Origin of the sequence: Kitasatospora sp. NPDC001539, from assembly GCF_040298565.1 — a bacterium.
Classification (GTDB): Bacteria; Actinomycetota; Actinomycetes; order Streptomycetales; family Streptomycetaceae; genus Kitasatospora.
Genome location: NZ_JBEPAK010000017.1, coordinates 23,020 through 45,499, shown reverse-complemented (window position 1 = coordinate 45,499; position 22,480 = coordinate 23,020). Strand labels below are relative to the sequence as shown.

The window sequence follows — 22,480 nt, the reverse complement described above, 5'->3', positions numbered from 1 at the left end:
GCGTCCTTGGCGCTGGCCAGCAGCGGCTCGGCCACCGCCGTCGGCAGTCCGTGCGCCGCCTCGACGGCCGAGCCGAGCGACTCGCCGGCCCGGGCGGCGGTCTCCCCGGAGACCCCGGCCGGGACGGCCAGCCCGCTCGCGTAGATCGAGCCGACCACCGAGCCGACCAGTGCGATGCCGAGCGCGGTGCCCAGCTCGTACGCCGACTCGGACACCGCGGAGGCGGCGCCGGCCTTGTCGGCGGGCGCGGCGCCCAGCACCAGGTCGGCGCCGAGCGTGTAGACCACGCCCTCGGCCGTGCCGGTGAGCAGGAAGGCGGCGGCCAGCAGCAGGTAGGAGGTGTCCTGCTCGAGCCAGCCCAGGACGCCCGCGGCGAGCCCCATGGCGAGCAGGCTGGCGGTCAGGGCCCTGCGGGCGCCGAAGCGCCGGGCGATCCGGGCGGTCAGCAGACCGCCGGCCACCGAGCCGGCGAAGGCCGGCAGCTCCGCCAGGCCGGCCTGGAGCGGCTCGTAGCCGCGGACCAGCTGGAGGTACTGCGAGACCACGAAGATCACGCCGCTCAGGCCGACCAGCGAGATCAGTGACGCCGTGACGGCTGCGGTGAACCGCCGGTCGCGGAACAGTCGCACGTCCAGCAGCGGGGTCTCCAGCCGCAGTTGGCGCCGGACGAAGGCGGTCAGCGCGGCGGCGCCCAGCACGAAGGCGACCGGGACGTCCCAACGGGCCACGCCGTGCGCGGCCGCCTCCTTCACCGCGTAGACCACGCCGATCACGCCCGCCATCGACAGCGCCACGCTCAGCACGTCCCAGCGGCCGGGCGCGGGGTCCCTGGACTCCGGCAGCAGCCAGGCTCCGAGCACCAGCAGCAGGAGCAGGATCGGGATGTTCAGCAGGAACACCGAACCCCACCAGAAGTGCTCCAGCAGCAGTCCGCCGACGACCGGTCCGAGCGCGGCGCCGGCGGTGGCGGCCGCGCCCCAGATGCCGATCGCGGTGGCCCGCTCCCGGTCGTCCGGGAACAGGCTGCGGATCAGCGACAGCGTGGAGGGCATGATCGTCGCGCCGGCGACGCCGAGCAGCGCACGGGCCACGATCAGCCAGCCCGGGCCCGGCGCGTAGGCGGCGAGCAGCGAGGCGGCGCCGAAGGCGGTGGCGCCGGAGAGCAGCAGCCTCTTGCGGCCGATCCGGTCGCTCAGTGCGCCCATGCTGACCAGCAGGCCGGCCAGCACGAAGGAGTAGGAGTCGCCGATCCAGAGCAGCTGGGTCCCGCTGGGGCGCAGCGTCTCGCTGATGGACGGGATGGCGAGGGACAGCACGGTCGCGTCCAGGGCGACTACGGTCACGGCCAGCACCAGGACGGCGAGGCCGGTCCAGCGCTGGCGGTCGGTCGGGGTGGTCAGGGGGTGCAGAGCCGTCGAGCTCATGGAATATCGGTTTCCGGTTTCCGGTCCGAGGTGCTGTGGGTGGGGTCGGGGGAGGGGGCGGCAGGGGTGGCAGCGGCGGCCGGCCGGCGCAGCGCGCCGCCGAGGAACAGCTCGGCGAGCGAGAAGGCGGCCTCGCGCGGGGCGAGCCGGCCGTCCTGGATGGCCCAGCCGATGCCGGCGACGAGGTCGAAGAAGGCCTCGCTGAGCCAGGCGGCGCTCAGCTCGATCCGGAAGACGCCCTCCTGCTGCCCGCGCAGGAAGAGCGCGTGCAGCCGGGCGATCTGGACCTCCCAGAGGTCGTTGATGTCGTCGTCCTCGTAGAGCTGGTTCTCGCCGGCCAGGAAGGCGCAGAGCATGGCGTCCGGGACGGCGGCGTCGACCAGTCGGCGCAGGGCCGCCTCGGCGTCGCCCCGCTCGGTCGCGGCGGTGTCCAGGGCGGCGGCGAAGCGCTCCAGGCCGAGTCGGCCGACCTCGCGGATCAGTGCCTCCCGGCCCGGGAACAGCCGGTGCAGGGTGGCCCGGCTGATGCCCGCCGCGCGGGCGATCTCGTCCATGTGGGCGGTGGGACGGCGGGAGAGCACGCCGACGGCGGCTTCGAGAACGGTGTCGCGGTCGGTGGCCATGGACCAAGCCTAGCCGAATTGAGACATCTGTGTCTCAGAATTTCTCTGCGCGTCTCAGATGAGTGCTCGGTGCTCTGCGTGCGGGCAGCAAAAACCGGGGACGGCGGCTGCCGTCCCCGGTCGGGGCGCTGGAGGGCCGGGCGGCCGACTCAGCTCTGGTTGTAGAACCCGGTGTCGTCGAGCGGGCGGTCGATCACCATGACCTCGACGTCGGCCGGGGTGAGCAGGAAGACCCGGCGGGCGATCCGCTCGATGCCGCCCCGGGTGCCGAAGATCAGACCGGAGGCGAAGTCGACCATGCGCTTGGCCTCCGCCTCCTCCATCTCGGTGAGGTCCATGACCACCGGGATGCTCGCCCGGATGTGCTCGCCGACCGTGCGCGCCGCCTCGAAGCCCGTCGGCCGCAGGGAGACGATCTTCGTGGGCGCGGGGGCCGCGGGCACCGTCTCCTGATCGACCCACTCGTCGTCGTACACGGCGGCCGGGTAGTTCCCCGAGGGCATCAGCCACCCGTTGTGGTGCTCGTCGCGAAGTGCTCCCATGCCGCGCCTCCCTGCCTCGTCCCGTCCTGGTCCCCCGGGGGCGCGTGTCCGTTTTTGACACGTCATCCACTCGTCGGAACTGTCCGAGTATCGCACTGTTCACCGGTCCCGCGCCCGCTCGCGACCCCCGTACGAGTCGTGCCGCGCCGGAAGCCCGGGCGGACCCGGGCAAAGGAAGCGACGCCGCTGCGTGCCGTACGGTTGCGCGCGTAGACGATATCGGTACCGGTCACCGCCCAATTGACCTTCTGTCAACGATGCGGAAACGATTTCACTCGCCGGTTGATCCGTCGATGAGTTCGCGCAGGAGATCGGCGTGGCCGTTGTGCCGCGCGTACTCCTCGATCATGTGGACGAGGATCCAGCGGAGCGTCACCTCCTGGCCGCGGCGCAGCCGCTTGCCGACGGTGTCCAGCGGCAGGCCGGCCGCGGCCTCCCGGGCGGCCTGGATCTCGGCGCGCCAGGTGGCGAAGTCGGCGGCGACGTCGGCGGTGTCGACGTGGTCGAAGTCGCCGTCCTCGTCCTCCTCCGTCCAGTAGTGGCCGACGGTGATCTCCTCGCCGCGCAGGATGCCCTGGAACCAGTGGCGTTCGACCTCGGCCATGTGCCGGACCAGGCCGAGCAGCGAGAGTGCGGACGGCGGGACGGAACGCAGCCGGAGCTGGTCGTCGGAGAGGCCCTCGCACTTCAGGGCGAGGGTGCTGCGGTGGTAGTCGAGCCAGGCGGTGAGCATGGCCGCCTCGTCGGCGGCCATCGGCGGGTCCACCCGCGGATGGAGTTCGGTCATGGCCTCCATCGTCGTGCCGACGGCTCGGCGGCGCGAGCGATCCGTCAGCCGACCCGCCCCCGGCGGCGGGCGGCTGCCGCGCGCCACAGGCCGACCAGGCTGCCCAGCACCAGCAGGGCGATCACCCCGGCCGAGACCAGGAAGGCGGCCGAGCCGGGCCGGTCCGCACTGGCGGCCGCGGTGACGTACACGGCGGTGGTCGGCACCACGCCGATCCCGGTGGCGAGGAGGAAGGGGAGGAAGCGGACCCCGGAGAAGGCGGCGCCGTAGTTGCCGGCCTGGAAGGGCAGTCCGGGCAGCAGCCGCAGCACCAGGACGCTGCGGAACCCCTGCTCGGTGAAGCGCTGGTCGAGGGCGCCGAGCACCCTGCCGCGCAGGTAGGGCTTCAGGGCCTCCCGGCCGAGGCCGCGGCCGAGGGCGAAGGCCATGGCCGCGCCGAGCGTGGTGCCGAGCACGGCCAGCAGTACGCCCTGCTGGATGCCCAGCAGCAGCCCGGCGACGGCGTTGAGCGCGGGGCGAGGGACGAAGGCGAGGGTGCCGACCGCGTAGACGACGGTGAACAGCGGCGCGAACCAGTAGCCGGGCATCCGGTCCGCGAGGCCGCCGGAGAGCAGGTCCGTCGGGCTCCACAGCAGCAGGGACCCGGCGCACGCCCCGAGCAGCAGCACCAGCAGGCCGAACCGCCACCAGGGCGAGCGGGCCGGCCGTGCGGCGGCGCCCGCGACGGCGGTCCTGCGGGCGGTCTCGGTGGCGGTCTTCGCGGAGCACTCGGCGGCGCTCGGCGCCGGGGCGGTCGTCAGGGCTTCGGGCACCGCCCGAGCGTAGCCGGTGCCCGAGCGGCGCCGACGCGCCGGTCCGCAGGCGGCGGGGGCGGTCCGACCCGCCACGTGCCGACCGGTTCGGCTGCCGTGGCCCGGACCCGCAGGGCGGGTTCGAGGACGCGAGCCGCGCCGGGTGTGCAGGTGCCGCCCTCGCGCCGGTCGCAGGCCGGCGCGTGGAACGCGGCGGTCCTGACCCGAGTGTCGCGATCGTCGGCCTTGGTGGTGAGTCGGTCCATCGAGTCGGCGTCCACCAGGTCGTCGAGCAACCGGCAGCAGCCCCCCGGACGGCCGCGTCCCGGTGGGACGGGCCGGCGCGGACGTCGGTGTGGGCGTCACCGGCGGCCGGGCCAAGGGATCACCCTCCGGCGGCCAGGCGCCGCACGCTGCGTCGGCGGACCCCCGGCCGTCGGGCGGGGGCCGGTCGCGCCGACCGCCGGGTGCTGAGCGCGCCCGGCCGTCGGCGTCGGTCGTACGGCGCCCCTGGCCCGGAGGCGGCCCGTCACCGGGCGGGGAGGTTCTGACCCGGGGTGCTCTCCGCCGCGGCCGCGCTCACCCCCGCGGCGGGGAAGTCCGGCTCGGCGCGGCGCAGTGCCCCGGCGCTCAGCAGGAGGGCGAAGGCGAGCAGGGTGACCAGGCCGAAGGAGACGGTCAGCGAGGTGGCCTGGGCGAGGGCGCCGATCACGGCCGGTGCGACCAGGCCGGAGGTGTAGGTGACGGTGGCGACGCCCGCGATGGCCTGGCTGGGGTTGTTGCCGATCCGCCCGGCCGCCGCGAAGGCGAGCGGGACGATCACCGCGATGCCGACGCCGATCAGCGCGAAGCCCGGGATGGCCAGCGCCGGGTGGTCGGCCGCCACCACCAGCACCCCGCCGACGGTTGCGACCGCTCCGCCCAGCCGGGTGGTGCGGACGGCTCCCAGGCGGCGGATCACCGCGTCGCCGGCGAGCCGGCTGACCGCCATGGTCAGCGCGAAGGCGGTGTAGGAGGCGGCGGCGACGGTGGCCGAGGAGCCGGTGACGTCGCGCAGGTAGACGCCGCTCCAGTCCATTGACGCGCCCTCGCCGAACACCGCGCAGAAGCCGACCAGCCCGATCACCAGCGAGCTGCGCGGCGGCAGGGCGAAGTGCGGCGGCGCCTCCGCCGCCTCGGGTGCGCGCAGCTCGGGCAGGACCCGGCAGACCGGTTGGGCCAGCGCGAGCAGGACCAGCGCGGTGACGGCCAGCTGGAGCCGGGCGTCGAGGTCGAGGTGGGCGGCCAGGATGCCGAAGCCGGAGGCCACCAGGCCGCCCGCGCTCCACATCCCGTGCAGCCCGGACATGATCGAGCGGCCGAGCCGCTGCTCGATCTCCACCCCCTGGGCGTTCATCGCGACGTCCGCCATGCCCGCCGTGGCGCCGTACAGGAGCAGCAGTGCGCACAGCACCGGCAGGGACGGGGCGAGGGCGGGGAGTGCGAGGGCCAGGCACCACAGCGAGACCAGCCCGCGCACTGCGGCCCGGCCGCCGTGGCGGTGGACGAAGCGCCCGGCCAGTGGCATCGCGAGGGAGGAGCCGATGGCGGGCATGACCAGGGCCAGGCCGAGCTGCCCGGGGGAGAGGTCCAGGCGGTCCTGGATCCACGGGATGCGGGTGACGAAGGTGCCGCTGACGGCGCCGTGCACGCCGAAGACCAGCGCGATGCTCGTCCTGGCCCGGCGTGGGGCGGCGAGTGGTTCGAGGGTGGTCATGGTCATTCGGCATTCCCCTCCCGGTCGCGCGCAGTGGGCGCGACGGTGCCCTGTGGGTGGTCTACGGGCCGCCCGGGCGCTCCGCACGCGGGGTGCGGCCGTCCGGGCGACGGGTCGATAAACTATCAGGAAGGGACCCTGATAGAAACACTCTGGAAGGATGAGCGGCCATGACCACCGCGCGTACGGCCACGCCGAGCACCGCCCGGGCGATCAACGACCGGCTGGCGCTCAATCTCCTGCTCGAACAGGGCCCCCTGACCGCGACCGAGCTCCGCCACCTCACCGGGCTGTCCCGGCCGACCGTCGCCGACCTGCTCGACCGCCTCCAGCGCACCGGCCTGGTCGCCGTCGTCGGTGAACGCGGCGAGCAGCGGCGCGGCCCCAACGCCAGGGTGTACGCGCTGGTCGCCTCCCGCGCCCACATCGCCGCCTTCGACGTCCGCTCCGGCGGCGTCACCCTGGTCGTCGCCGACCTCGCCGGGCGCACCCTCGCCACCGCCGAGGTCCCGGTCGAGGGCGGCGGCGCACCCGACACCGCCGAAGCCGTCGTCGCCACCCTGCGGGAGACCGCCCGCGGCGTCGGCGTCACGCGGCTGCACACCGTCGCGGTCGGCGCCCCCGGCCTGGTCGACCCGGCCACCGGACGCCTGCGCAGCACCGGCAAGCTGCCCCGCTGGCACGCGGAGCTCCTCGCCGCCCTGCGGGACCTGCCCGACACCGAGGTGATCCTGGAGAACGAGGTCAACCTGGCCGGACGGGCCGAGTACCGGGTCGGCGCCGCCCGCGACCGCGACACCTTCGTCCTGATGTGGCTCGGCCACAGCGTCGGCGCCGCCGTCATCCTGGACGGACGGCTGCGCCGCGGCTTCTCCGGAGGCACCGGCGAGATCTGCTTCCTGCCCGTCCCCGGCACCGTCGGCCTGCCCAGCGCCGACAGCAGCGAGGGCGGCTTCCACAGCCTGGTCGGCAGCGCGGCGATCTGCGCCCTCGCCCGGACGCACGGGCTGCCCGCCGACGCGGCCGGGGACGCCGCCGCGGCGGAGGCCGTGGTGCGCGCCGCTCCGGCCGCCGGGGCGCGGGGCGAGGCGTTCCTGGACGAGCTGGCCGAGCGGATCGCGCTCGGCGCGGCCGCGGTCTGCGTGGTGCTCGATCCCGGCTGCGTGGTGCTCGGCGGTGAGATCGGCCGGGCCGGTGGCGCCGGCCTCGCCGGGCGGGTCGAGCGGCGCCTCGCCGACCTCTCCCCGCTGCACACCGAGGTGCGGGCCGGCACGGCGGGTGGCGGCGCGGTGCTCGCCGGAGCCGTCCTCACCGCGGGCGACGCCGTGCGGCGGGACCTGTTCGGCGAACCGTAGGGGCGTTTCCGATCGCCGCCCCCGGTACGGCAGGATGGCGGCGGGGCGCGCGACCCCGCATCCGCGCGCGCGTTCCGCGCACCCCTTGCACCCCTTCGCATTCCGAACCGTCGTCAGGAGTCGCACATGGGCCAGCCCGGGTCACCGGTCAACCCGTACCGCATCGGCGAGGCGGCGGCGCTGCTCGGCGTCAGCGCGGACACCATGCGGCGCTGGGTGGACGCGGGGAAGGTCGCCGCGGTGCGGGACGAGCACGGGCACCGGATCATCGCCGGCGCCGAGCTGGCCGCCTTCGCCCGCGAGCTGGCCCGGCCGGAGGTCGCCGAGGCCGAGGGGCGGCCGTCCTCGGCCCGCAACCGGTTCCCCGGGATCATCACCGACGTGGTGCTCGGCGACGTGGCCGCCCAGGTGGAGGTGCAGGCCGGGCCGTTCCGGGTGGTGTCCCTGATCAGCCGCGAGTCGGCGGAGGAGCTGAACCTGGTCCCCGGCGCTCCGGCCACTGCGGTCATCAAGTCGACCAATGTGATGATCGAACGGCGCTAGCCTTTCCTGGTCCGACCCCTGCCTGTCCGACCCTCCGCCCGCCCGCACAGCCGCTGCCCGCCGGCCCGCTGCCCGCCCAGCCGCTCTCCGCCGCCCGAGAACCCCGCCACCGACTGCCCCGGCCTCCTGGACTGATGCGATGAGCCCCGCCCGTACCCCCGCCGCCCCGGTGCCCGCCCCGCACGCCGCCGCGCACGCCGCGTCCGCCGCCGAGCCCGTCGGCCGCCGCCCGGTGCTCGCCGTCGCCCACCGCGGCGACCCGTACCGGTACCGCGAGAACACCATCCCCTCGATCGAGTCCGCGCTCGCCGCCGGGGCCGACGCCGTCGAGGTGGACGTCCAGCTCAGCCGCGACCAGGTGCCCGTGCTGCTGCACGACCGCACTCTGGAGCGGCTCTGGGGCGACCGGCGCTCCGTCGACCGGCTCACCGTCGAGCAGTTGGACGGGCTCCGCCAGGGCGAGGTGGCGATCCCCACCCTCGCCGAGGCGATCAAGAGCATCGCCGCCGCGAACGGCCCCCGGCTGCTGATCGACCTGGACGACCCGGGCCCGGCCGCCGCCACCTGGTCGGTCGTCACCGGCCTCGGCGCGGAGGGCCTGGTCGCCTTCTGCGGCCACGTCACCGCCATGCTCGCCGTACGCGAACTCTCCCCGGGCGCCTCGATCGCGCTCACCTGGAAGCAACCCCGGCTGCCCTCGCCCGCGCTGCTCGCCGACCTGCGCCCGGCCTTCCTCAACCCGCCGTTCGGGCTCGTCACCCCCGACTTCGTGGGCGCCGCGGCGGACGCCGGGCTCGCCGTCTCCACGTGGACGGCCGACCTGCGGCGCACCATGCGCCGACTGCGCGACACCGGGGTCGACTCCATCACCACCAACCGGGTCTCCCTGCTGCGCACGGTGCTGGACGGCCGCCGGTGACGGTCCTCGGCACCCGGGCGCTCGGCCGGGCCCTGCTCGCCCGGCAGCACCTGCTCGCCCGCACCGCCGCGGAGCCCCTGGAGGTCATCCACCACCTCGGCGGGCTCCAGGCCCAGGCCGTGCCGCAGCCGCCCTACCTCGGGCTGCTCTCCCGGTTGGACGGCTTCTCGGCGGCGGACCTGAGCGCCCTGATCGAGCAGCGGGCGGTGGTCCGGATCGCCCTCCAGCGCGGCACCATCCACCTGGTCACCGCCGAGGACTGCCGCACCCTGCGGCCGCTGCTCCAGCCCGTCCTGGACCAGGGGCTGCGCACCACCTTCGGCAAACGGCTGGCCGGGCTGGACCTCGACGCGCTGGCCGCCGAGGCCAGGGACCTGGTCGAGGCACGGCCGCGCACCTTCCAGCAGTTGGGCGCGCTACTGGCCGAGAGCCGCCCGGACCGCGACCCGGCCGCGCTGGCCCAGGCGGCGCGGTGCCTGCTGCCGCTGGTCCAGGTGCCGCCGCGCGGCCTGTGGGGGCGCAGCGGACCGGCCGCCCACACCACCGCCGAGGCCTGGCTCGGCCGCCCGATGGACCCGGCGCCCTCGCCGGACGACCTGGTGCTGCGCTACCTGGCGGCCTTCGGCCCGGCCGGTGCCGCGGACCTGAGGAAGTGGAGCGGCCTGGCCGGCCTCGCCCCGGCGCTGCGGCGGCTCGCGCCCGGGCTGCTGACCTTCCGGGACGAGCAGGGCCGGCTGCTGTACGACCTGCCGGACGCGCCCCGGCCGGACCCGGACGCGCCGGCCCCGGTGCGGCTCGTCGCGCCCTTCGACAACCTGCTGCTCTCGCACGCCGACCGCAGCCGGGTGCTGCCGGAGGAGTACCGGGGGCGGGTGATGAGCCAGAACGGCCTCGTGCTCGGCACCCTGCTGGTGGACGGAACGGTCGCGGGGACCTGGCGGCTGACGGGGGAGCGGGAGGTCGTGCTGCGGCCCTTCGTACGGCTGGCGCGGGCCGACCGGGAGGCGGCCGAGGCGGAGGCGCGGCGGGTGCTGGCCTTCGCGGCGGAGAGCGGGGCGGCGAACGGCACTGCGGTCGGGGCCGCAGAGGGCGGGGACGCGGTGGTGCGGTTCGAGGCGGTGGAGTAGCCGCTCCGCACGACGGGCGGTTCGTCACGTTCTCTGCTGAGATGGGTCGGTTCGGACTCGACGACGACCCCCGGCGGAGGTGGCAGTGTCCGCGGAGCGCCCGTCCGGTGCGCAACCCGACCACCGTCGGCCGTACCTGATGCTGCCACCGGCGGTGCGGCGGGCGGCGGCCTGGTCGGCGGCGGTGATCCTGCTGATCACGGTCGGCTCGCTCGCGGTGTTCGCGCTGGTCGAGCTGCGCGCCGCGACCGTGCCGCTGATCCTGGCGCTGCTCGGGACCTCGCTGCTCCACCCGGTGGTGCCCTGGCTGGTCCGACGGGGTGTCAGTCGCGGCCTGGCGGCCGGACTGACCTGCGTGGTGCTGGTCGTGGCGGTGGCCGGGGTGATCGTGCTGCTGGTCAACTCCCTGGTGCACAGCGCCCCGCAGATCGCCGTCGCGCTTCCGGCGGCGGGCCGGCGGTTGGCCGACTGGCTGGGGCCGTTCGGGGAGAAGGTCCAGCATGCGCTGGGCAATGCCAAGGGCGAGACGAATGCGCTGGTCTCCACCCTCACCGGCAGCGTGCTCTCCGGCCTGGGCCTGCTCACCCAGCTGATCACCGGCGGGGTGCTGGCGCTGGCCCTGGTCTTCTTCTTCCTCCGCGACGGCCACCGCACCGGCGACGTCATCCGCTCCCACCTGCCCGGGCGCGGCGCCGAGACGGTGGTCGCCTGCGCCGAGCGCGCCTTCGAGGCGATGGCCGGCTTCATGCGCGGCACCACCCTGATCGCCCTGATCGACGCCGGCGCCATCACCGTCGGCCTGGCCGCCCTCGGCGTGCCCGGCGCCCCGGGGCTGGGCGCGCTGGTGTTCCTGGGGGCCTACATCCCGTTCGTCGGGGCCTTCCTGTCCGGCACGGTGGCCGTCCTGGTCGCCCTCGCCGACGGCGGCCTCGGCACGGCGCTGTGGGCGCTCGGCGTGGTGCTGGCGGTGCAGCTGATCGAGGGCAACGTCCTGCAGCCGGTCATCCAGAGCCGCACGGTCGAGCTGCACCCCGCGACGATCATGGTCGCCGTGGTGGCCGGGTCCGGCATCGCGGGCATCATCGGCGCCCTGCTCGCCGTGCCGGTCTGCGCGGCGGGCATGGGCGTCGTCTCGGTCCTGCGGGGCCTGGCGCAGCCCGATGAGGCGGGCGGGTCGGCGGACCGGGGTGGTGCCCACGGGGTTGCCGGCCGGCCCGGAACCTGGCAGGATCGCTAACGCGACAGAGGTCGCGATAGTGCTCAGGGGGCGAGGATGGAACTGTTCGACGTGGCGGAGCCCGGAGCCGGGCCGTACGGAGTGGCCGTGGGGCCCGACGGCGGCGTGTGGTTCACGCTGGTGCACGCCGGGGAGATCGGGCGGCTGTCCGGGGACGGAGAGGTCCGGCGGTTCGGGCTCGGAGCGCCGGGATGCGGGCCGTCGGTGCTGACCGTGGGGCCGGACGGGGCGCTGTGGTTCACCCGGATGCGGGACCACCGGATCGGGCGGATCACCGTGGACGGCGAGGTGGCCTCCTACGGGGTGGCGACCGAGGACGCCGGACCGTACGGGATCGCCGCCGGGCCTGACGGGGCGCTCTGGTTCACCGAGCTGAACGTCCACCGGATCGGGCGGATCACCGTGGACGGCGAGGTGACCGACTACCCGCTGCCGGTGGCCGGGGCGTTCCCGTCGCTGATCACCGCAGGGGCGGACGGCGCGCTGTGGTGCACGCTCAACCAGGCGAACGCCGTCGCCCGGGTGGGCGTCGACGGCGCGGTGACCGTCCACCGGCTGCCCACCGAGGGCACCGCGCCGGTCGGGATCACGGCCGGCGCGGACGGCGCGCTCTGGTACGTGGGCATCGGCGGCGGCCTGGTCGGTCGGATCACCGTGGACGGAGGGGTGACGGAGTACCCGCTGGCCGACCCCGCTTCCAAACCGCACGCGATCGCCGCCGACCGGGCCGGGCGGCTGTGGTTCACCGAATGGGGCGCGGGCCGGATCGGGGTGCTCACCCCGGACGGCCGGCTGGACGGGTACCCGATCCCGGGCCCGGGCGCCGAACCGCACGGCATCGCCGTCGGCCCGGACGGCGCGGTGTACGCCGCTCTCGAACGCGGCCAGATCGCCCGCCTGGCGGTCTGAGCACCGGGGCCGCCGCACGGGAAGCCGGGTCGGCCCGGCCGGGGGGACGGCCGGCGGACCCGGGCGGGACGTCCCGGTGCGGCCCGGCCGCGGATGGGGTCGTTCGGCCCTGGGCACCCTCCGACGGGCGGGGGATGATGCCCTGGGCCCCGCCGGGAGCGGGCGGGGGTGACGAAGGTGGAGCCGAGTGATGGCGACCAAGGCGGCGGGTACCGGGGACCCGGCACCGGTCCGGGTGTTCCTGCTGGACGACCACGAGGTGGTGCGCCGCGGGGTGCACGACCTGCTCGACGGCGAACCGGACCTGGAGGTGGTCGGCGAGGCGGCGACGGCCGAGCAGGCGCTGGTGCGGGTGCCGGCGCTGCGGCCCGACGTCGCCGTGCTGGACGTCCGCCTGGGCGACGGGGACGGGGTGTCGGTCTGCCGCGAGCTGCGGTCGCGGATGCCCGGCCTGGCCTGTCTGATGCTGACCTCCTTCGACGACGAGGAGGCGCTGCTGGACGCCGTGATGGCGGGCGCCGCCGGGTACGTGCTGAAGCAGATCAGCGGCACCGACCTGGTCGCCGCCGTCCGCACCGTCGCCTCCGGCCGCTCGATGCTCGACCCCGGTGCGGCGACCCGGTTGCTCAACCGCCTGCGCAGCGACGCCGAAGCCGCCCCGGCGGTCACCGCCGGGCCCGGGCTGACGGCGCGTGAGGAGGACGTCCTCGCGCTGATCGGGGAGGGACTGACCAACCGCCAGATCGGTGCGCGGCTCTACCTCGCCGAGAAGACGGTGAAGAACCACGTCTCCCGGCTGCTCGCCAAGCTGGGCGTGGAGCGCAGGGTGCAGGCGGCACTGATCGCCACCGAACGGCGGCAGGCCCCCGCAGCCCCGCGGCCCCCGATGCGGTCCGCGCCGCCCGGCCGGTGACCGGAGGCGGCCCGTCCCCTACGCTGGCCCGGACACCGCCGACGGAGGGACCGCGCCGCCATGTTCGACCCCGTGATCGCCGCGCTGTACGAGCGCGACGAGACCAGCCGGACGCTGGGCATCGCCCTGGAGGAGGTGTCCACCGGGCGCGCGGTGATGCGGATGACGGTGTCCCCGACGATGGTCAACGGCCACGGCACGGCACACGGCGGCTTCCTCTTCCTGCTGGCCGACGCCGCGTTCTCGTACGCCTGCAACAGCCACGGCCCGGTGACCGTCGCCCAGGCGGCGCAGGTGGCCTTCCTGGCGCCGGCGGCCGTCGGGGACGAGCTGGTCGCCGAGGCGGTGGAGCGGTCCCGGGCCGGGCGCAGCGGGATCTACGACGTGACGGTGCGCCGGACGGACGGCCGGGTGATCGCCGAGTTCCGCGGGCACAGCGTGGTCATCGGGGGCCGGCCGCAGGCCGGTTGAGCGGTCGGCCGCGCGGCCGGGTCATTCCCGCGGGCGCTCGTCCAGGACCTGCTGGAGCTTGCCGGTGCGCGGGTTGGTGACCAGCTCGGAGCGCGGGACCCACTCCACCGCGAGGTCGTGGACACTGCCGAGGGCGACCTCGGACGGGTAGAGCGGCAGGGCCGCGTACACCGCGTCGACGAGCCGGCCGGCGAGGTCGGCGGGCGGCCGCCGCTCGACGTAGCCGAGCCGCAGGATCAGGCCGTCCCGGCCGTCCCAGCGCCGCTGCACCAGCTGCATCCCGGCGATGTGCCGGTCCGGGTCGGCGGCGACCAGCACGGCCCGCACCTCCTCGGTGGGCAGGGCGACGGTGCCGACCCGCGCGCCCTCGGTGGAGCGGCCGAGCAGGCGGAAGCGGCGGCACTCGCCGTCCACCCACTCGGCGCGGTCGCCGGTCGGGTAGCGCAGGATCGGCATCAGGGTGCGGAACAGGTTGGTCACCACCACGCGGCCGGGCGTGCCGGGGGCGGTGACCGGCTCGCCGGTCGCCTCGTCGAGCAGCTCCACCACCGTGCGGTCGGCGAAGGCCTCGTGGATCCGGACGTCGCCACCGGGGACGGGCGCGCCCACCAGTCCGGCGTCGTTGGAGGCGTAGCCGACCGAGGCGACGGCGGCCTCCGGGAAGGCCCGGGAGAGCAGCGGGCGCAGGTCGGCGAAGAGCAGGTCGCCGCCGAACAGCAGCAGTTCCACCCCGTCGGCGCGCTCCCCGCGGGCGACCAGGCACTCGGCCACGGCGCTGAGCTTCATCGGCTCGCCGGCGAGCACGTGCACGCCGAACCCGGCGATCAGGTCGGCGATGTAGTCGTCCGGGGCGGCACCGCCGACACCGAGCCGGACGTTGTCCACCGGTGCGTGGTGCAGGGCGTTCTCGATGTAGAGGAAGCCGCCGTAGAGTTCGCCGGCCGTGAAGAGGTTGGCCACCCGGTGGCCGGGCCGCAGGCCGGCCCGGACGAGCCCGGCGCCGAAGGCGGTGACCGAGTCGGCGTGCTCGGTGCGGGTCCACGGCGAGAACTTGGGGACGCCGGTGGTGCCGCCGGTCTTGTAGACGCCGGCGTCGGTGAGCGGGCCGGTCAGCACCCGGTTGCCGGGCCAGGTGTTGGCGGCCCAGAACGCGGTCTGGTCGACCACGGGGAGCGGCTCCAGCCGGTCGACGGTGGACGGCAGGTCGCGGTAGAGCTCGGCGTAGAACGGCGAGTTGGCGCGGGCGAAGCGGATCAGCTCGGCCAGGGGCTTGGCGGGCATGGGGACTCCGTGATGGGTCAGGGTGTGGGTGGGGGCTGCCCGAGCCAGGTCCGGGCGAGGGTCTGGACGGTGGAACCGTCGGGGTCGGCGAGCTTGACGGCCAGGTAGTCGGCCGCCCACGCGCCGGCGGGCACCCGGAACGGCGGCCGCGGCTCGCGCAGGGTCCGGAGCACGACCTCGGCGACCTCCCGGGCCGGCTGGCCGGCCGACTCCCAGCCCTGGCCGCCCACCCAGTCCAGGTAGCCGGCGAAGGTGGGCGCGTACGGGCCGGAGGCGGCCTCGATGGTGGTCCGGTCGATGTCCGGGAAGACGCCGAACGCGGTGTCGGGGACGAAGCCCGGCACCACCACCGAGACCCGGACGCCGTGCGCCGCCGCGACCGGGGCGAAGGCCTCCATGAACCCCTCGACGGCGAACTTCGCCGCGCAGTACGCCTCGTTGAACGGCTGGCCGATCACGCCGTGCACGCTGCCGATGGTGACCAGCCGGCCGCCGGCGGCGCGCAGCAGCGGCATCGCGGCGCGGCTGACCGTGACGACGCCGAAGAAGTTGACGTCCAGGTTGGCGCGCAGCGCCGCGTCGGTCGACATCTCCAGCGTGGGGTCGGAGTTGGAGACGCCCGCGTTGTTGACGACGGCGTCGAGCCGCCCGTACGTCCGCCGCACGGCGTCCAGGCAGTCGGCGACCGAGCCGGCGTCCGTGACGTCCAGTCGGCGGACGTCCAGGGCGACCCCGGCCGCCCCGGCGGCGCTGCGCAGCGCCCCGGCCCGGGCGGGGTCGCGCATCGTGGCGACGGTGGTGTACCCGGCCCGGGCCGCGGCGACGGCGGTGGCCAGGCCGATGCCGGAGGAGGTGCCGGTGATCAGCAGGACCCTTCCGGCGGGGTCGGTGGGCCGGTCCCGGCCGGGGCCGGTCACGCGGCGCCCTCCGGGAGCGCTCCGGGGGCGGTGCCGTCGGGCCCGGGGGCGGTGCCCCGGTGCCCGGCGTCGGCCTCGGCGCGGGCGGCGGCGTCCAGCAGCGGCTGGATGCCGAGCGCGGGGAGGAAGGAGCAGGCGGCCAGCAGGGTGCCCCCGGCCATCACCGCCCGGGCCGCGTCCAGGACGCCGAGCGGCCCGGTGAGCAGCGAGACGGCCAGGCCGCCGACCAGCGCGGCCAGCGGGATCACCCCCCAGGTGACGGTGCGGAAGGCGGCGTGCATCACGCCCTGGTTGTGCGCGGACATCCGGGACTGCCGGGTGGGGGCGCTGCACACGTTGATGCAGGACATGAAGAAGCCGTAGCAGCCCATGGTCACGGCGATGACCGGCCCGGCGGGCAGCGCGGGCGCGGCGAGCACGCCGAGGCCGACCAGGCAGTGCAGCAGCAGCGACCAGGCCATCGTGCGGCCCGGGCCGAACCGCTCGGCGAGCCGGGGAGCGACCACGGCCCCGGCCAGCGCGCCGAGCGCCGCGACCGACATGGCCGCGCCGAAGACGCCGACCCGCACCCCCAGGCCGCGGTAGGCGAGGACGGGCAGGACGGTGACGAAGACCGGCCCGCCGCAGTTGAGGGTGACGGCCGCCAGCACCACCCGGCGCAGCACCGGGTCGGCCCAGTTGAGCCGGAATCCCCGGGTCAGCCGCTCCCGGATCGAGCCCTCCTCGGCCGTCCGCTCGCCCCAGGGCCGCATCGAGCGGAAGCAGACCGCCGAGACCAGGTAGCTGGCCGCGTCGACCAGCAGCGCGGCCACGCCGAGCGCGCTGTAGAGCGCGGCGGCGATGGAGGGCCCGGCCACCTCGGAGACCGAACCGCTGCCCTCCAGCCGGGAGTAGGCCCGGACCAGGCCGTCCTGCGGCACCACGGCGGGGACGGCGACCAGGTAGCCGACGTTGAAGAAGATCGTCGCCCCGCTGATCACGGCCACGCAGCCGAACAGCAGCGGGGTGGAGAGGGCGTCCAGCGCGTACGCGAGCGGGATCGCCGCGACGGCGACCAGCCGGACGAGGTCGCAGGCGAGCATCGTGCGGCGCTTGTCCCAGCGGTCGACCAGCACTCCGGCGATCGGCCCGAGCAGGGGGATGCCGAGGTACTGGGCCATCGCCACCACCCCGACCTGGAGGGCGGAGGCGTGCAGCACGAAGATCATCAGGGTCGGGACGACGAACACGGTGACCTTGTCGCCGACCAGGCTGACGGTCTGTCCGGTCCAGAAGAGCGAGAAGCTCCGGCCGAGCGGGGCGGTCTTCGTGGAAGCGGTCGGTACCGGGTCGGCCTGTGTCGGCTTCACGTTCGCCGGCTCGGCGTCGGTCGGACCGGCCTGGGCGGAGTCCGCCGTCATGACTCCTCCCGGCGGACCAGGGCGGCGGTCTTGCCGGTGCGCCCGTTGCTGACCAGTTCGTCCACCGGGCGCACCCGGAAGGACCCCGGGTCGTGCTGGAAGGCGGTACTGAGCGTGAAGGTGGCCGTGAACAGCTCCTTGCGCAGCCGCTCGACGTCCGGCGCCGTGCCGGCGCCCGTGGACAGCACCAGCAGTTCCACGGTGGCGGCCCGGCCGCCCTGCTCGGTGAGCACCACCTGCGCCCGGGCCACGCCCGGCTCGCGTTCCGCCCGGGCGATCAGCTCGTCCACGTCCAGGCCGAGGCCGCGCACCTGGACGACGCTGTCGCGCCGGCCCAGGACGCGCATCGCCGGCTCCGGCCGGCCGCACCGGCAGCGGGCCAACTCGCCGGCGTCACCCGTGCGGTAGCGCAGCACCGGGTTGAGCATCTCGGGGTTGAGGGTGGTGAAGTCCAGCAGGCCGTCGGCGTCGGCGTGCACCAGCTGGTCGGGCAGCGGGTGGAAGACGTCCGCCGGGCAGTGCGGGGTGTTGGTGCCCACCACCCAGGTCTCGGTGCTGCCGAACATGCCCCAGCGCCGTGCCTGCGGGGCCACCACGGCCAGGTCCTCCTCCAGCTGGGCCTGCCAGGCCTCGCCGAGCCACAACACCTTGCGCAGCGAGGGCAGTTCGATCCCGGCGGCGCGGGCGTGCGCGAACCAGAGCCGCAGCACGCTGGGGGTGCCGCCGATGGCCGTCGCCCGGCGTGCGCCCAGGAAGCCCAGCCAGTCCCCGTACTCCTCCTTCGCGACCGAGCCGAGCGCGATGATCCGGCAGCCGGACAGGTCGGCGAGCGCCGCGGCGAGGAAGTGCGCGCCCCACATCCGGCCGGCGCCCCAGGCGTTGACGAAGAGGTCGGTGCGGTCGAGCGGCTGCCAGTGGGCGTGCACGCCCGTCATGTAGAAGCCGGTGGGCGCGTAGCCGACCTTCGGGGCGCCGGTGCTGCCGCCGCTCTGGAACAGCCAGGTGGCGGACCGCTCGGCGGCCGGTTCCAGGTGGGCGAGCGCGGTGTTGAGGTCGTTCTTGGCCAGCGGGGGCAGTTCGGCGAGGCGGTCGAGGGACTCGGCACCGAGGTGGTCCGGGTAGCGGGCGGCCAGGGCGGGGACGGTCCGCAGCCGTTCCAGGGTGCGCCGGGCCACGGACAGCCGGGGCGCGGCGGCCTCGGGGGAGAGCGAGAAGACGGTCATCGGGGGTCCGTCCGGTGGTCGGAGGTGGAGGCGGTGGGGGTGCGGTTGCCGAGGTCGAGGGTGACCGGGCGGCCGCCGTCGGCCAGCCACTTGGCGTGGCCGTCCCGGTAGGCGGCGAAGCGGGCGCGGGTGACGTCCCGCTGGAGGGTGCGGTCCGGGTCGGCGAGGTCCGGGGCGATCACGCCGTCCGGTTCCAGTTCGGAGAACCAGTACCGCTCGCCGTCGTACAGGAAGTCGACGCAGAAGAACGGGATCGGCAGCCGCTCGGCGAACCACGCGGTGGCGGCGGCGAGTTCGGGCGGCACCGGGGGGAACTCCATGGCGCCGCCGCGGCTGGCGTTGGCGACCGGGGAGCCGGGCTCGGGGGTGCGCTTCATCACCGCGTACGGCCGGCCGTCGACCACGTACACCCGGTAGTCGATGGTGCCGTCCCCCAGGTACGGCTGGATCACCAGGGTGGTGTCGCCGCCCTGGGCGAGGCTGGCCAGGCCCCGGACGTCCTCGGGGCCGCGGGCCAGGTTGATCCCGCCGCCGCCGCACCAGCCGGCCGGTTTGACGATGGCCGGGTAGGTCATCGCCCCGAGTGCGACCTCGTAGACGTGCTTGCTGACGTCCCGGCCGGTGCCGATCCGCACGGTCGGGATGGTGGGCACCGGGGAGCCGGCCAGGAACAGCAGGGTGGCCAGCTTGTCGTTGCCGATCAGCGAGACCTGCGGCGGGAACGGCAGGTAGAAGCCCGCCTGCTCGAGGACGGCGTAGAGCGCGTACTGGTTGAAGACGTCCATCGACTGGTACGGCAGCGAGTAGAGCGCCGTGATGAACAGGGTGTCCTCGGGGGTCACCGGCTCGTCGTCCACGTACACCCGGGGGCGGCCGGGAGCGGTGGCGTCCACGGTGACCGCGTCCGGGGCGTGCCGGCTCCAGCGCAGGCCGAGGTCGGCGGCGCTCTCGGCGTAGAGGTCCCAGAAGAAGCCGTGCCACATCTCGGCCATCCGGGAGGACTCCCGGTCGGGGAAGATCCAGCACAGCCGGCGCAGTCCGCCGGCCGGGTCGGGGGTGCTCATCGGGCTCCTCGCGGTTCGGGTGCGGCGGACGCCCCGGCCCACCAGCGGCGGCCGGCCTCGGGGAGGGTGTCCACCGGGTCGTAGTAGGGGTGGCGCCGGGCGAGTGCGGACCGCGGGCCGCGGCCTTCCCCGGCGTCCGCGGCCTCGGCGGCCTCGGCGGCCTCCAGGCTGGTGAGGTAGTTCTTGGTCCAGTACGAGATGCCGCGCTCGCGGTCGTACTCCACCGCCTGGTGCACCCAGCGCTTGCCGACGTGCGGGACGTCGCAGACCAGGCGGGGCGTGGCGTAGCCGGGCAGGTAGCCCATGATCGCCTCCTGGAGGTGCTGCGCCCGGTGCAGCGGGGTGCGCCAGTGCTCGGCGCCCGGGACGAGGTCGCAGAGGTAGAAGTAGTACGGCAGGACGTTCGCCTCGCCCTGCAGCGCGAAGCAGAGGTCCAGCAGGTCCGCCGGGGTGTCGTTGATGCCGCGCATCAGCACGCCCTGGTTGCGGACGTCGCGCACGCCCGCGTCCAGCAGCGCCCGCGCCGCCTCGGCCACCAGCGGGGTGACCGACCGGACGTGGTTGGCGTGGGTGTGCACCGCGAGGTTGACGGCGCGGCGGGCGGCGATGCCGGCGACCCTCGCCACGCCCTCCAGGACCGCGGGCTGCAGCCAGTGTTGCGGCAGGCCCACCACGGCCTTGCTGGCCAGGCGGATGTCGCGCACCGTGCCGAGGTCCAGCAGCCGCAGCAGGAAGGACTCCAGGCGCGGCCAGGGCACGTTGGCGAGGTCGCCGCCGGAGACCACCACGTCGCGCACCGAGGGGGTGCGCTTGAGGTAGTCGAGCATCTGCTCCTGCCGGGCGGCGGGCCGCAGCAGCAGCCGGGTCTTGGCCACCTGCGGGGTGGAGGTGCCGACCAGGTCCATCCGGGTGCACTGCCCGCAGTACTGCGGGCAGGTGGCGGTCAGCTCGGCGAGCACCTTGGTGGGGTAGCGGTGGGTCAGGCCCTCGACCGCCCACATGTCCGCCTCGTGCAGCGAGTCCCGCTCGGCCAGCGGGTGGCTGGGCCAGCGCGGGTGGCGGTCGCTGCGCACCGGCAGCATGTAGCGGCGCACCGGGTCCGCCAGGAAGGCCTCGGTGAAGCCCTCGGGGTCGGCCGGGGCGCCGGCCGCCATGGTGTTCAGCACCTGCGGGGGCAGCAGCACCGGCATGGTGGCGAACCGGGCCTGATCGGCGGCGAGTTCGTCGTAGAAGCGGTCGGTGAGCAGGGGGCCGACGACCGCCCGCAGCTGGCGGGCGGTCTGGACGGAGTGGGCGCGCTGCCACTGGGCGTCGCGCCACTGCGCCTCGGTGACCTGCCGCCAGCCGGGCAGTCGGCGCCAGTCCGGTTCGACCAGCGCCGTCCGCACGTACTGGTACGGCTGGCGGATCGCGGTGGGGGCCACGGCGTCCTACTGGCCGGTGAGGAGGCGGGCGTGGCGGGTGCGCAGCTCGCGTTTGAGCACCTTGCCGGTCGGTCCGAGGGGGAAGTCCTCCGGTGTCCGGGCGATCCGGACGGCGGCGAGGGCGGCCAGGCCGGCGGCGGCCAGTGCCTCGTTGGCCGCGGCCCGCACCCGCTCGGGCCCGTCCTCGCCCTCGGCCGCGCCGGGCTGCAACTGGACAACGGCGATCGGCAGTTGGCCGAGGCCCGGCCCTGCGGGAACGCCGACCACCGAGCAGTCCCGGACGAGGTCCGCGCAGTCGGCGAGCAGCACCTCCTCGATCGGCAGGCTGTAGACCGGGCCGTCGGCGGTGTCGATGACGTCGACCGTGCGGTCGAGGTGGTAGAAGCGGCCGTCGGCGTCGCGGCGGGCGACGTCTCCGGTGAGCCAGTAGCCGGCCAGCTCGAAGCTCGCCGTCAGCCGCTGGTCGTTCCAGTAGCCCGGGGTGAGGGACGGGGTGTCCACGGCGAGCAACCCGACGGTCCCGTCCGGGACTTCGGTGCCGTCGTGGTCCAGCACGGCGGCCCGGCGGACGACCTCCAGCGGCCGGCCGACGCAGCGGTCGTCGCGCCCGGTCTCCGGGGTGGTGACCTGCCCGAACAGTGCCATGCCCATCTCCGAGGAGCCCAGCCCGTCGATGAACTGCGAACCGGGCAGCGCGGGTTCCTCCGCCTTCTGCTGCGGCAGCAGCCAGGGCCGGATCAGCCCGGCGGGCCGCTCCCCGAGGGTGACCAGCCGGCGGATGTGCCCGTGGTGGGCGCTGTCACCGGTGTTGAACCAGGAGTGCACCCGGGCCGCGCCGCGCACCGGCAGCTCGCCGGTGGCCAGCTCGACGAAGGTCCGCGGGAAGGAGGCGACCATGGTCGGCTGGAAGGCCTCCATCACCGGTTCGACCACGGCGCGCCGCCAGTCGGACATCACCACCGTCGGCAGCCCGAGCAGCACGGCGGTGAGGAAGTAGCTGAGGCCGCCCGCGTGGGTGTGCGGCATCAGCGACATCAGCCGGTCGTACGGCTCGGCGGGGAAGCGCACCATCCGCGGCTGCTTGCCGTCCCAGAAGCCGCGGTGCGCCAGCATGGTGGACTTGGGGGTGCCGGTGGTGCCGGAGGAGTGGATCAGGGCCACCACGTCGTCGGGGGCATGCCGGTACGGGTGCTCGGCGGGCAGTTCGACGGCGTCGGCGTCGAAGGCGCGGACCTCCGCGGCGAGGGCGAGGAAGCGCGGGCGCCGCTGCGGGTCCCGGCGGTAGGCGGCGGCCAGCCGGGTGGTGTCGTCGGCGACGACGCCGACCACGCCGACGTGGTCCAGGTAGCGCACCATCACGTCGTGCCGCATCGCGTCGTTGACCAGGGCGGGGACGGCGCCGAGCGAGGTCAGCGCGAGGAAGTGCAGCAGCGGTTCCAGGCCCTCGCCGACCACGACGGCGACCGGCTCGCCGGGGCGGACCCCGTTGGCGTGGTACCAGGCGGCGTAGCGGTCGCGCAGGGCGACCAGGTCGAGCAGGCTGTGGCCGCGCAGCACGACCTCGCCGCGGTGGTCGGTGCGGTGGGTGTGGACGAAGGGGACGGACCGGTGGGGGTTCGCCGCGACCGCGTGGTCGAGGAAGTTGCCCGCCCCGAGGCCGGGTTCGGTCATCAGCCGCTCTCTGGCGGCGAGGGGGGCGATGGGACTCTGGTCGCTCATGGCGGTCTCCGGACGTGGGGTGCCGGGCGCGGGTCCTCGTGGAACCGGCGCCTGG

General features: G+C 75.2%; 21 protein-coding genes. 8 read left to right on the top strand and 13 right to left on the bottom strand.

Annotation, left to right across the window (positions count from 1 at the left end; all coding sequences use genetic code 11):
• From ABT247_RS05685 to ABT247_RS05660, 6 genes are all read right to left on the bottom strand, one after another.
• Window positions 1-1,424, bottom strand: a 1,424-nt coding sequence (locus ABT247_RS05685; protein ID WP_350738436.1) for an MFS transporter, incomplete at its 3' end; no start/stop codon positions are given.
• Window positions 1,421-2,047, bottom strand: coding sequence for a TetR/AcrR family transcriptional regulator (locus tag ABT247_RS05680; RefSeq protein WP_350738433.1), 627 nt, complete (start codon window positions 2,045-2,047; stop codon window positions 1,421-1,423). The genes ABT247_RS05685 and ABT247_RS05680, both read right to left, overlap by 4 nt.
• A gap of 149 nt (window positions 2,048-2,196) precedes the next feature.
• Entirely contained in the window at window positions 2,197-2,589 is a 393-nt protein-coding gene (locus tag ABT247_RS05675; protein WP_350738429.1) for a cell division protein SepF, read from the bottom strand.
• A 271-nt stretch (window positions 2,590-2,860) separates the two neighbouring features.
• Complete coding sequence (locus tag ABT247_RS05670) at window positions 2,861-3,376, bottom strand: DinB family protein (RefSeq protein ID WP_350738427.1); 516 nt, start codon at window positions 3,374-3,376, stop codon at window positions 2,861-2,863.
• Window positions 3,377-3,420: 44 nt separating this feature from the next.
• Window positions 3,421-4,188: a TVP38/TMEM64 family protein gene (locus ABT247_RS05665; protein WP_350738424.1), complete on the bottom strand. Its 768-nt coding sequence runs from the start codon at window positions 4,186-4,188 to the stop codon at window positions 3,421-3,423.
• A gap of 508 nt (window positions 4,189-4,696) precedes the next feature.
• On the bottom strand, window positions 4,697-5,929 hold the full coding sequence (locus tag ABT247_RS05660; RefSeq protein WP_350738421.1) for an MFS transporter: 1,233 nt from the start codon (window positions 5,927-5,929) through the stop codon (window positions 4,697-4,699).
• 164 nt (window positions 5,930-6,093) lie between these two features.
• Here ABT247_RS05660 and ABT247_RS05655 point away from each other — a divergent pair, with 164 nt between their 5' ends.
• The 8 genes from ABT247_RS05655 (at window position 6,094) to paaI (ending at window position 13,397) form a co-directional block, all read left to right on the top strand.
• The gene (locus ABT247_RS05655) at window positions 6,094-7,278 is read left to right on the top strand and encodes an ROK family transcriptional regulator (RefSeq protein ID WP_350738418.1); all 1,185 of its coding nucleotides are present in this window, start codon (window positions 6,094-6,096) and stop codon (window positions 7,276-7,278) included.
• A gap of 126 nt (window positions 7,279-7,404) precedes the next feature.
• Window positions 7,405-7,821, top strand: coding sequence for a TOBE domain-containing protein (locus tag ABT247_RS05650; RefSeq protein ID WP_350738416.1), 417 nt, complete (start codon window positions 7,405-7,407; stop codon window positions 7,819-7,821).
• Between the two features lie 139 nt (window positions 7,822-7,960).
• The gene (locus ABT247_RS05645; protein WP_350738413.1) at window positions 7,961-8,740 is read left to right on the top strand and encodes a glycerophosphodiester phosphodiesterase; all 780 of its coding nucleotides are present in this window, start codon (window positions 7,961-7,963) and stop codon (window positions 8,738-8,740) included.
• Window positions 8,737-9,867, top strand: coding sequence for a winged helix DNA-binding domain-containing protein (locus tag ABT247_RS05640; RefSeq protein ID WP_350738411.1), 1,131 nt, complete (start codon window positions 8,737-8,739; stop codon window positions 9,865-9,867). Before ABT247_RS05645 ends, ABT247_RS05640 begins: the two co-directional genes overlap by 4 nt.
• 139 nt (window positions 9,868-10,006) lie before the next feature.
• Entirely contained in the window at window positions 10,007-11,104 is a 1,098-nt protein-coding gene (locus ABT247_RS05635; RefSeq protein ID WP_502892387.1) for an AI-2E family transporter, read from the top strand.
• Window positions 11,105-11,140: 36 nt separating this feature from the next.
• The gene (locus ABT247_RS05630) at window positions 11,141-12,013 is read left to right on the top strand and encodes a Vgb family protein (protein WP_350738405.1); all 873 of its coding nucleotides are present in this window, start codon (window positions 11,141-11,143) and stop codon (window positions 12,011-12,013) included.
• A 190-nt stretch (window positions 12,014-12,203) separates the two neighbouring features.
• Window positions 12,204-12,926 carry a response regulator gene (locus ABT247_RS05625; protein ID WP_350738402.1) on the top strand — a complete coding sequence of 241 codons (723 nt, stop codon included), beginning with the start codon at window positions 12,204-12,206 and terminating at the stop codon, window positions 12,924-12,926.
• 60 nt (window positions 12,927-12,986) lie between these two features.
• Complete coding sequence (gene paaI / locus ABT247_RS05620) at window positions 12,987-13,397, top strand: hydroxyphenylacetyl-CoA thioesterase PaaI (protein WP_350738399.1); 411 nt, start codon at window positions 12,987-12,989, stop codon at window positions 13,395-13,397.
• Window positions 13,398-13,418: 21 nt separating this feature from the next.
• On the opposite strand, the gene ABT247_RS05615 is transcribed toward paaI, so the two are convergent.
• The 7 genes from ABT247_RS05615 to ABT247_RS05585 are packed head-to-tail and all read right to left on the bottom strand — an operon-like array spanning window position 13,419 to window position 22,425.
• Window positions 13,419-14,678, bottom strand: coding sequence for a phenylacetate--CoA ligase family protein (locus tag ABT247_RS05615; protein ID WP_350738397.1), 1,260 nt, complete (start codon window positions 14,676-14,678; stop codon window positions 13,419-13,421).
• 17 nt (window positions 14,679-14,695) lie between these two features.
• On the bottom strand, window positions 14,696-15,595 hold the full coding sequence (locus ABT247_RS05610; protein WP_350738394.1) for an SDR family NAD(P)-dependent oxidoreductase: 900 nt from the start codon (window positions 15,593-15,595) through the stop codon (window positions 14,696-14,698).
• Complete coding sequence (locus tag ABT247_RS05605) at window positions 15,592-16,995, bottom strand: MFS transporter (protein ID WP_350738391.1); 1,404 nt, start codon at window positions 16,993-16,995, stop codon at window positions 15,592-15,594. Before ABT247_RS05605 ends, ABT247_RS05610 begins: the two co-directional genes overlap by 4 nt.
• On the bottom strand, window positions 16,992-18,218 hold the full coding sequence (locus ABT247_RS05600) for an AMP-binding protein (RefSeq protein WP_350738388.1): 1,227 nt from the start codon (window positions 18,216-18,218) through the stop codon (window positions 16,992-16,994). Before ABT247_RS05600 ends, ABT247_RS05605 begins: the two co-directional genes overlap by 4 nt.
• Window positions 18,215-19,282, bottom strand: coding sequence for an ATP-grasp domain-containing protein (locus tag ABT247_RS05595; RefSeq protein ID WP_350738385.1), 1,068 nt, complete (start codon window positions 19,280-19,282; stop codon window positions 18,215-18,217). Before ABT247_RS05595 ends, ABT247_RS05600 begins: the two co-directional genes overlap by 4 nt.
• Window positions 19,279-20,706 carry a KamA family radical SAM protein gene (locus ABT247_RS05590; protein ID WP_350738382.1) on the bottom strand — a complete coding sequence of 476 codons (1,428 nt, stop codon included), beginning with the start codon at window positions 20,704-20,706 and terminating at the stop codon, window positions 19,279-19,281. Before ABT247_RS05590 ends, ABT247_RS05595 begins: the two co-directional genes overlap by 4 nt.
• Before the next feature lie 6 nt (window positions 20,707-20,712).
• Complete coding sequence (locus ABT247_RS05585) at window positions 20,713-22,425, bottom strand: class I adenylate-forming enzyme family protein (RefSeq protein WP_350738379.1); 1,713 nt, start codon at window positions 22,423-22,425, stop codon at window positions 20,713-20,715.
• Window positions 22,426-22,480: the final 55 nt, after the last annotated feature.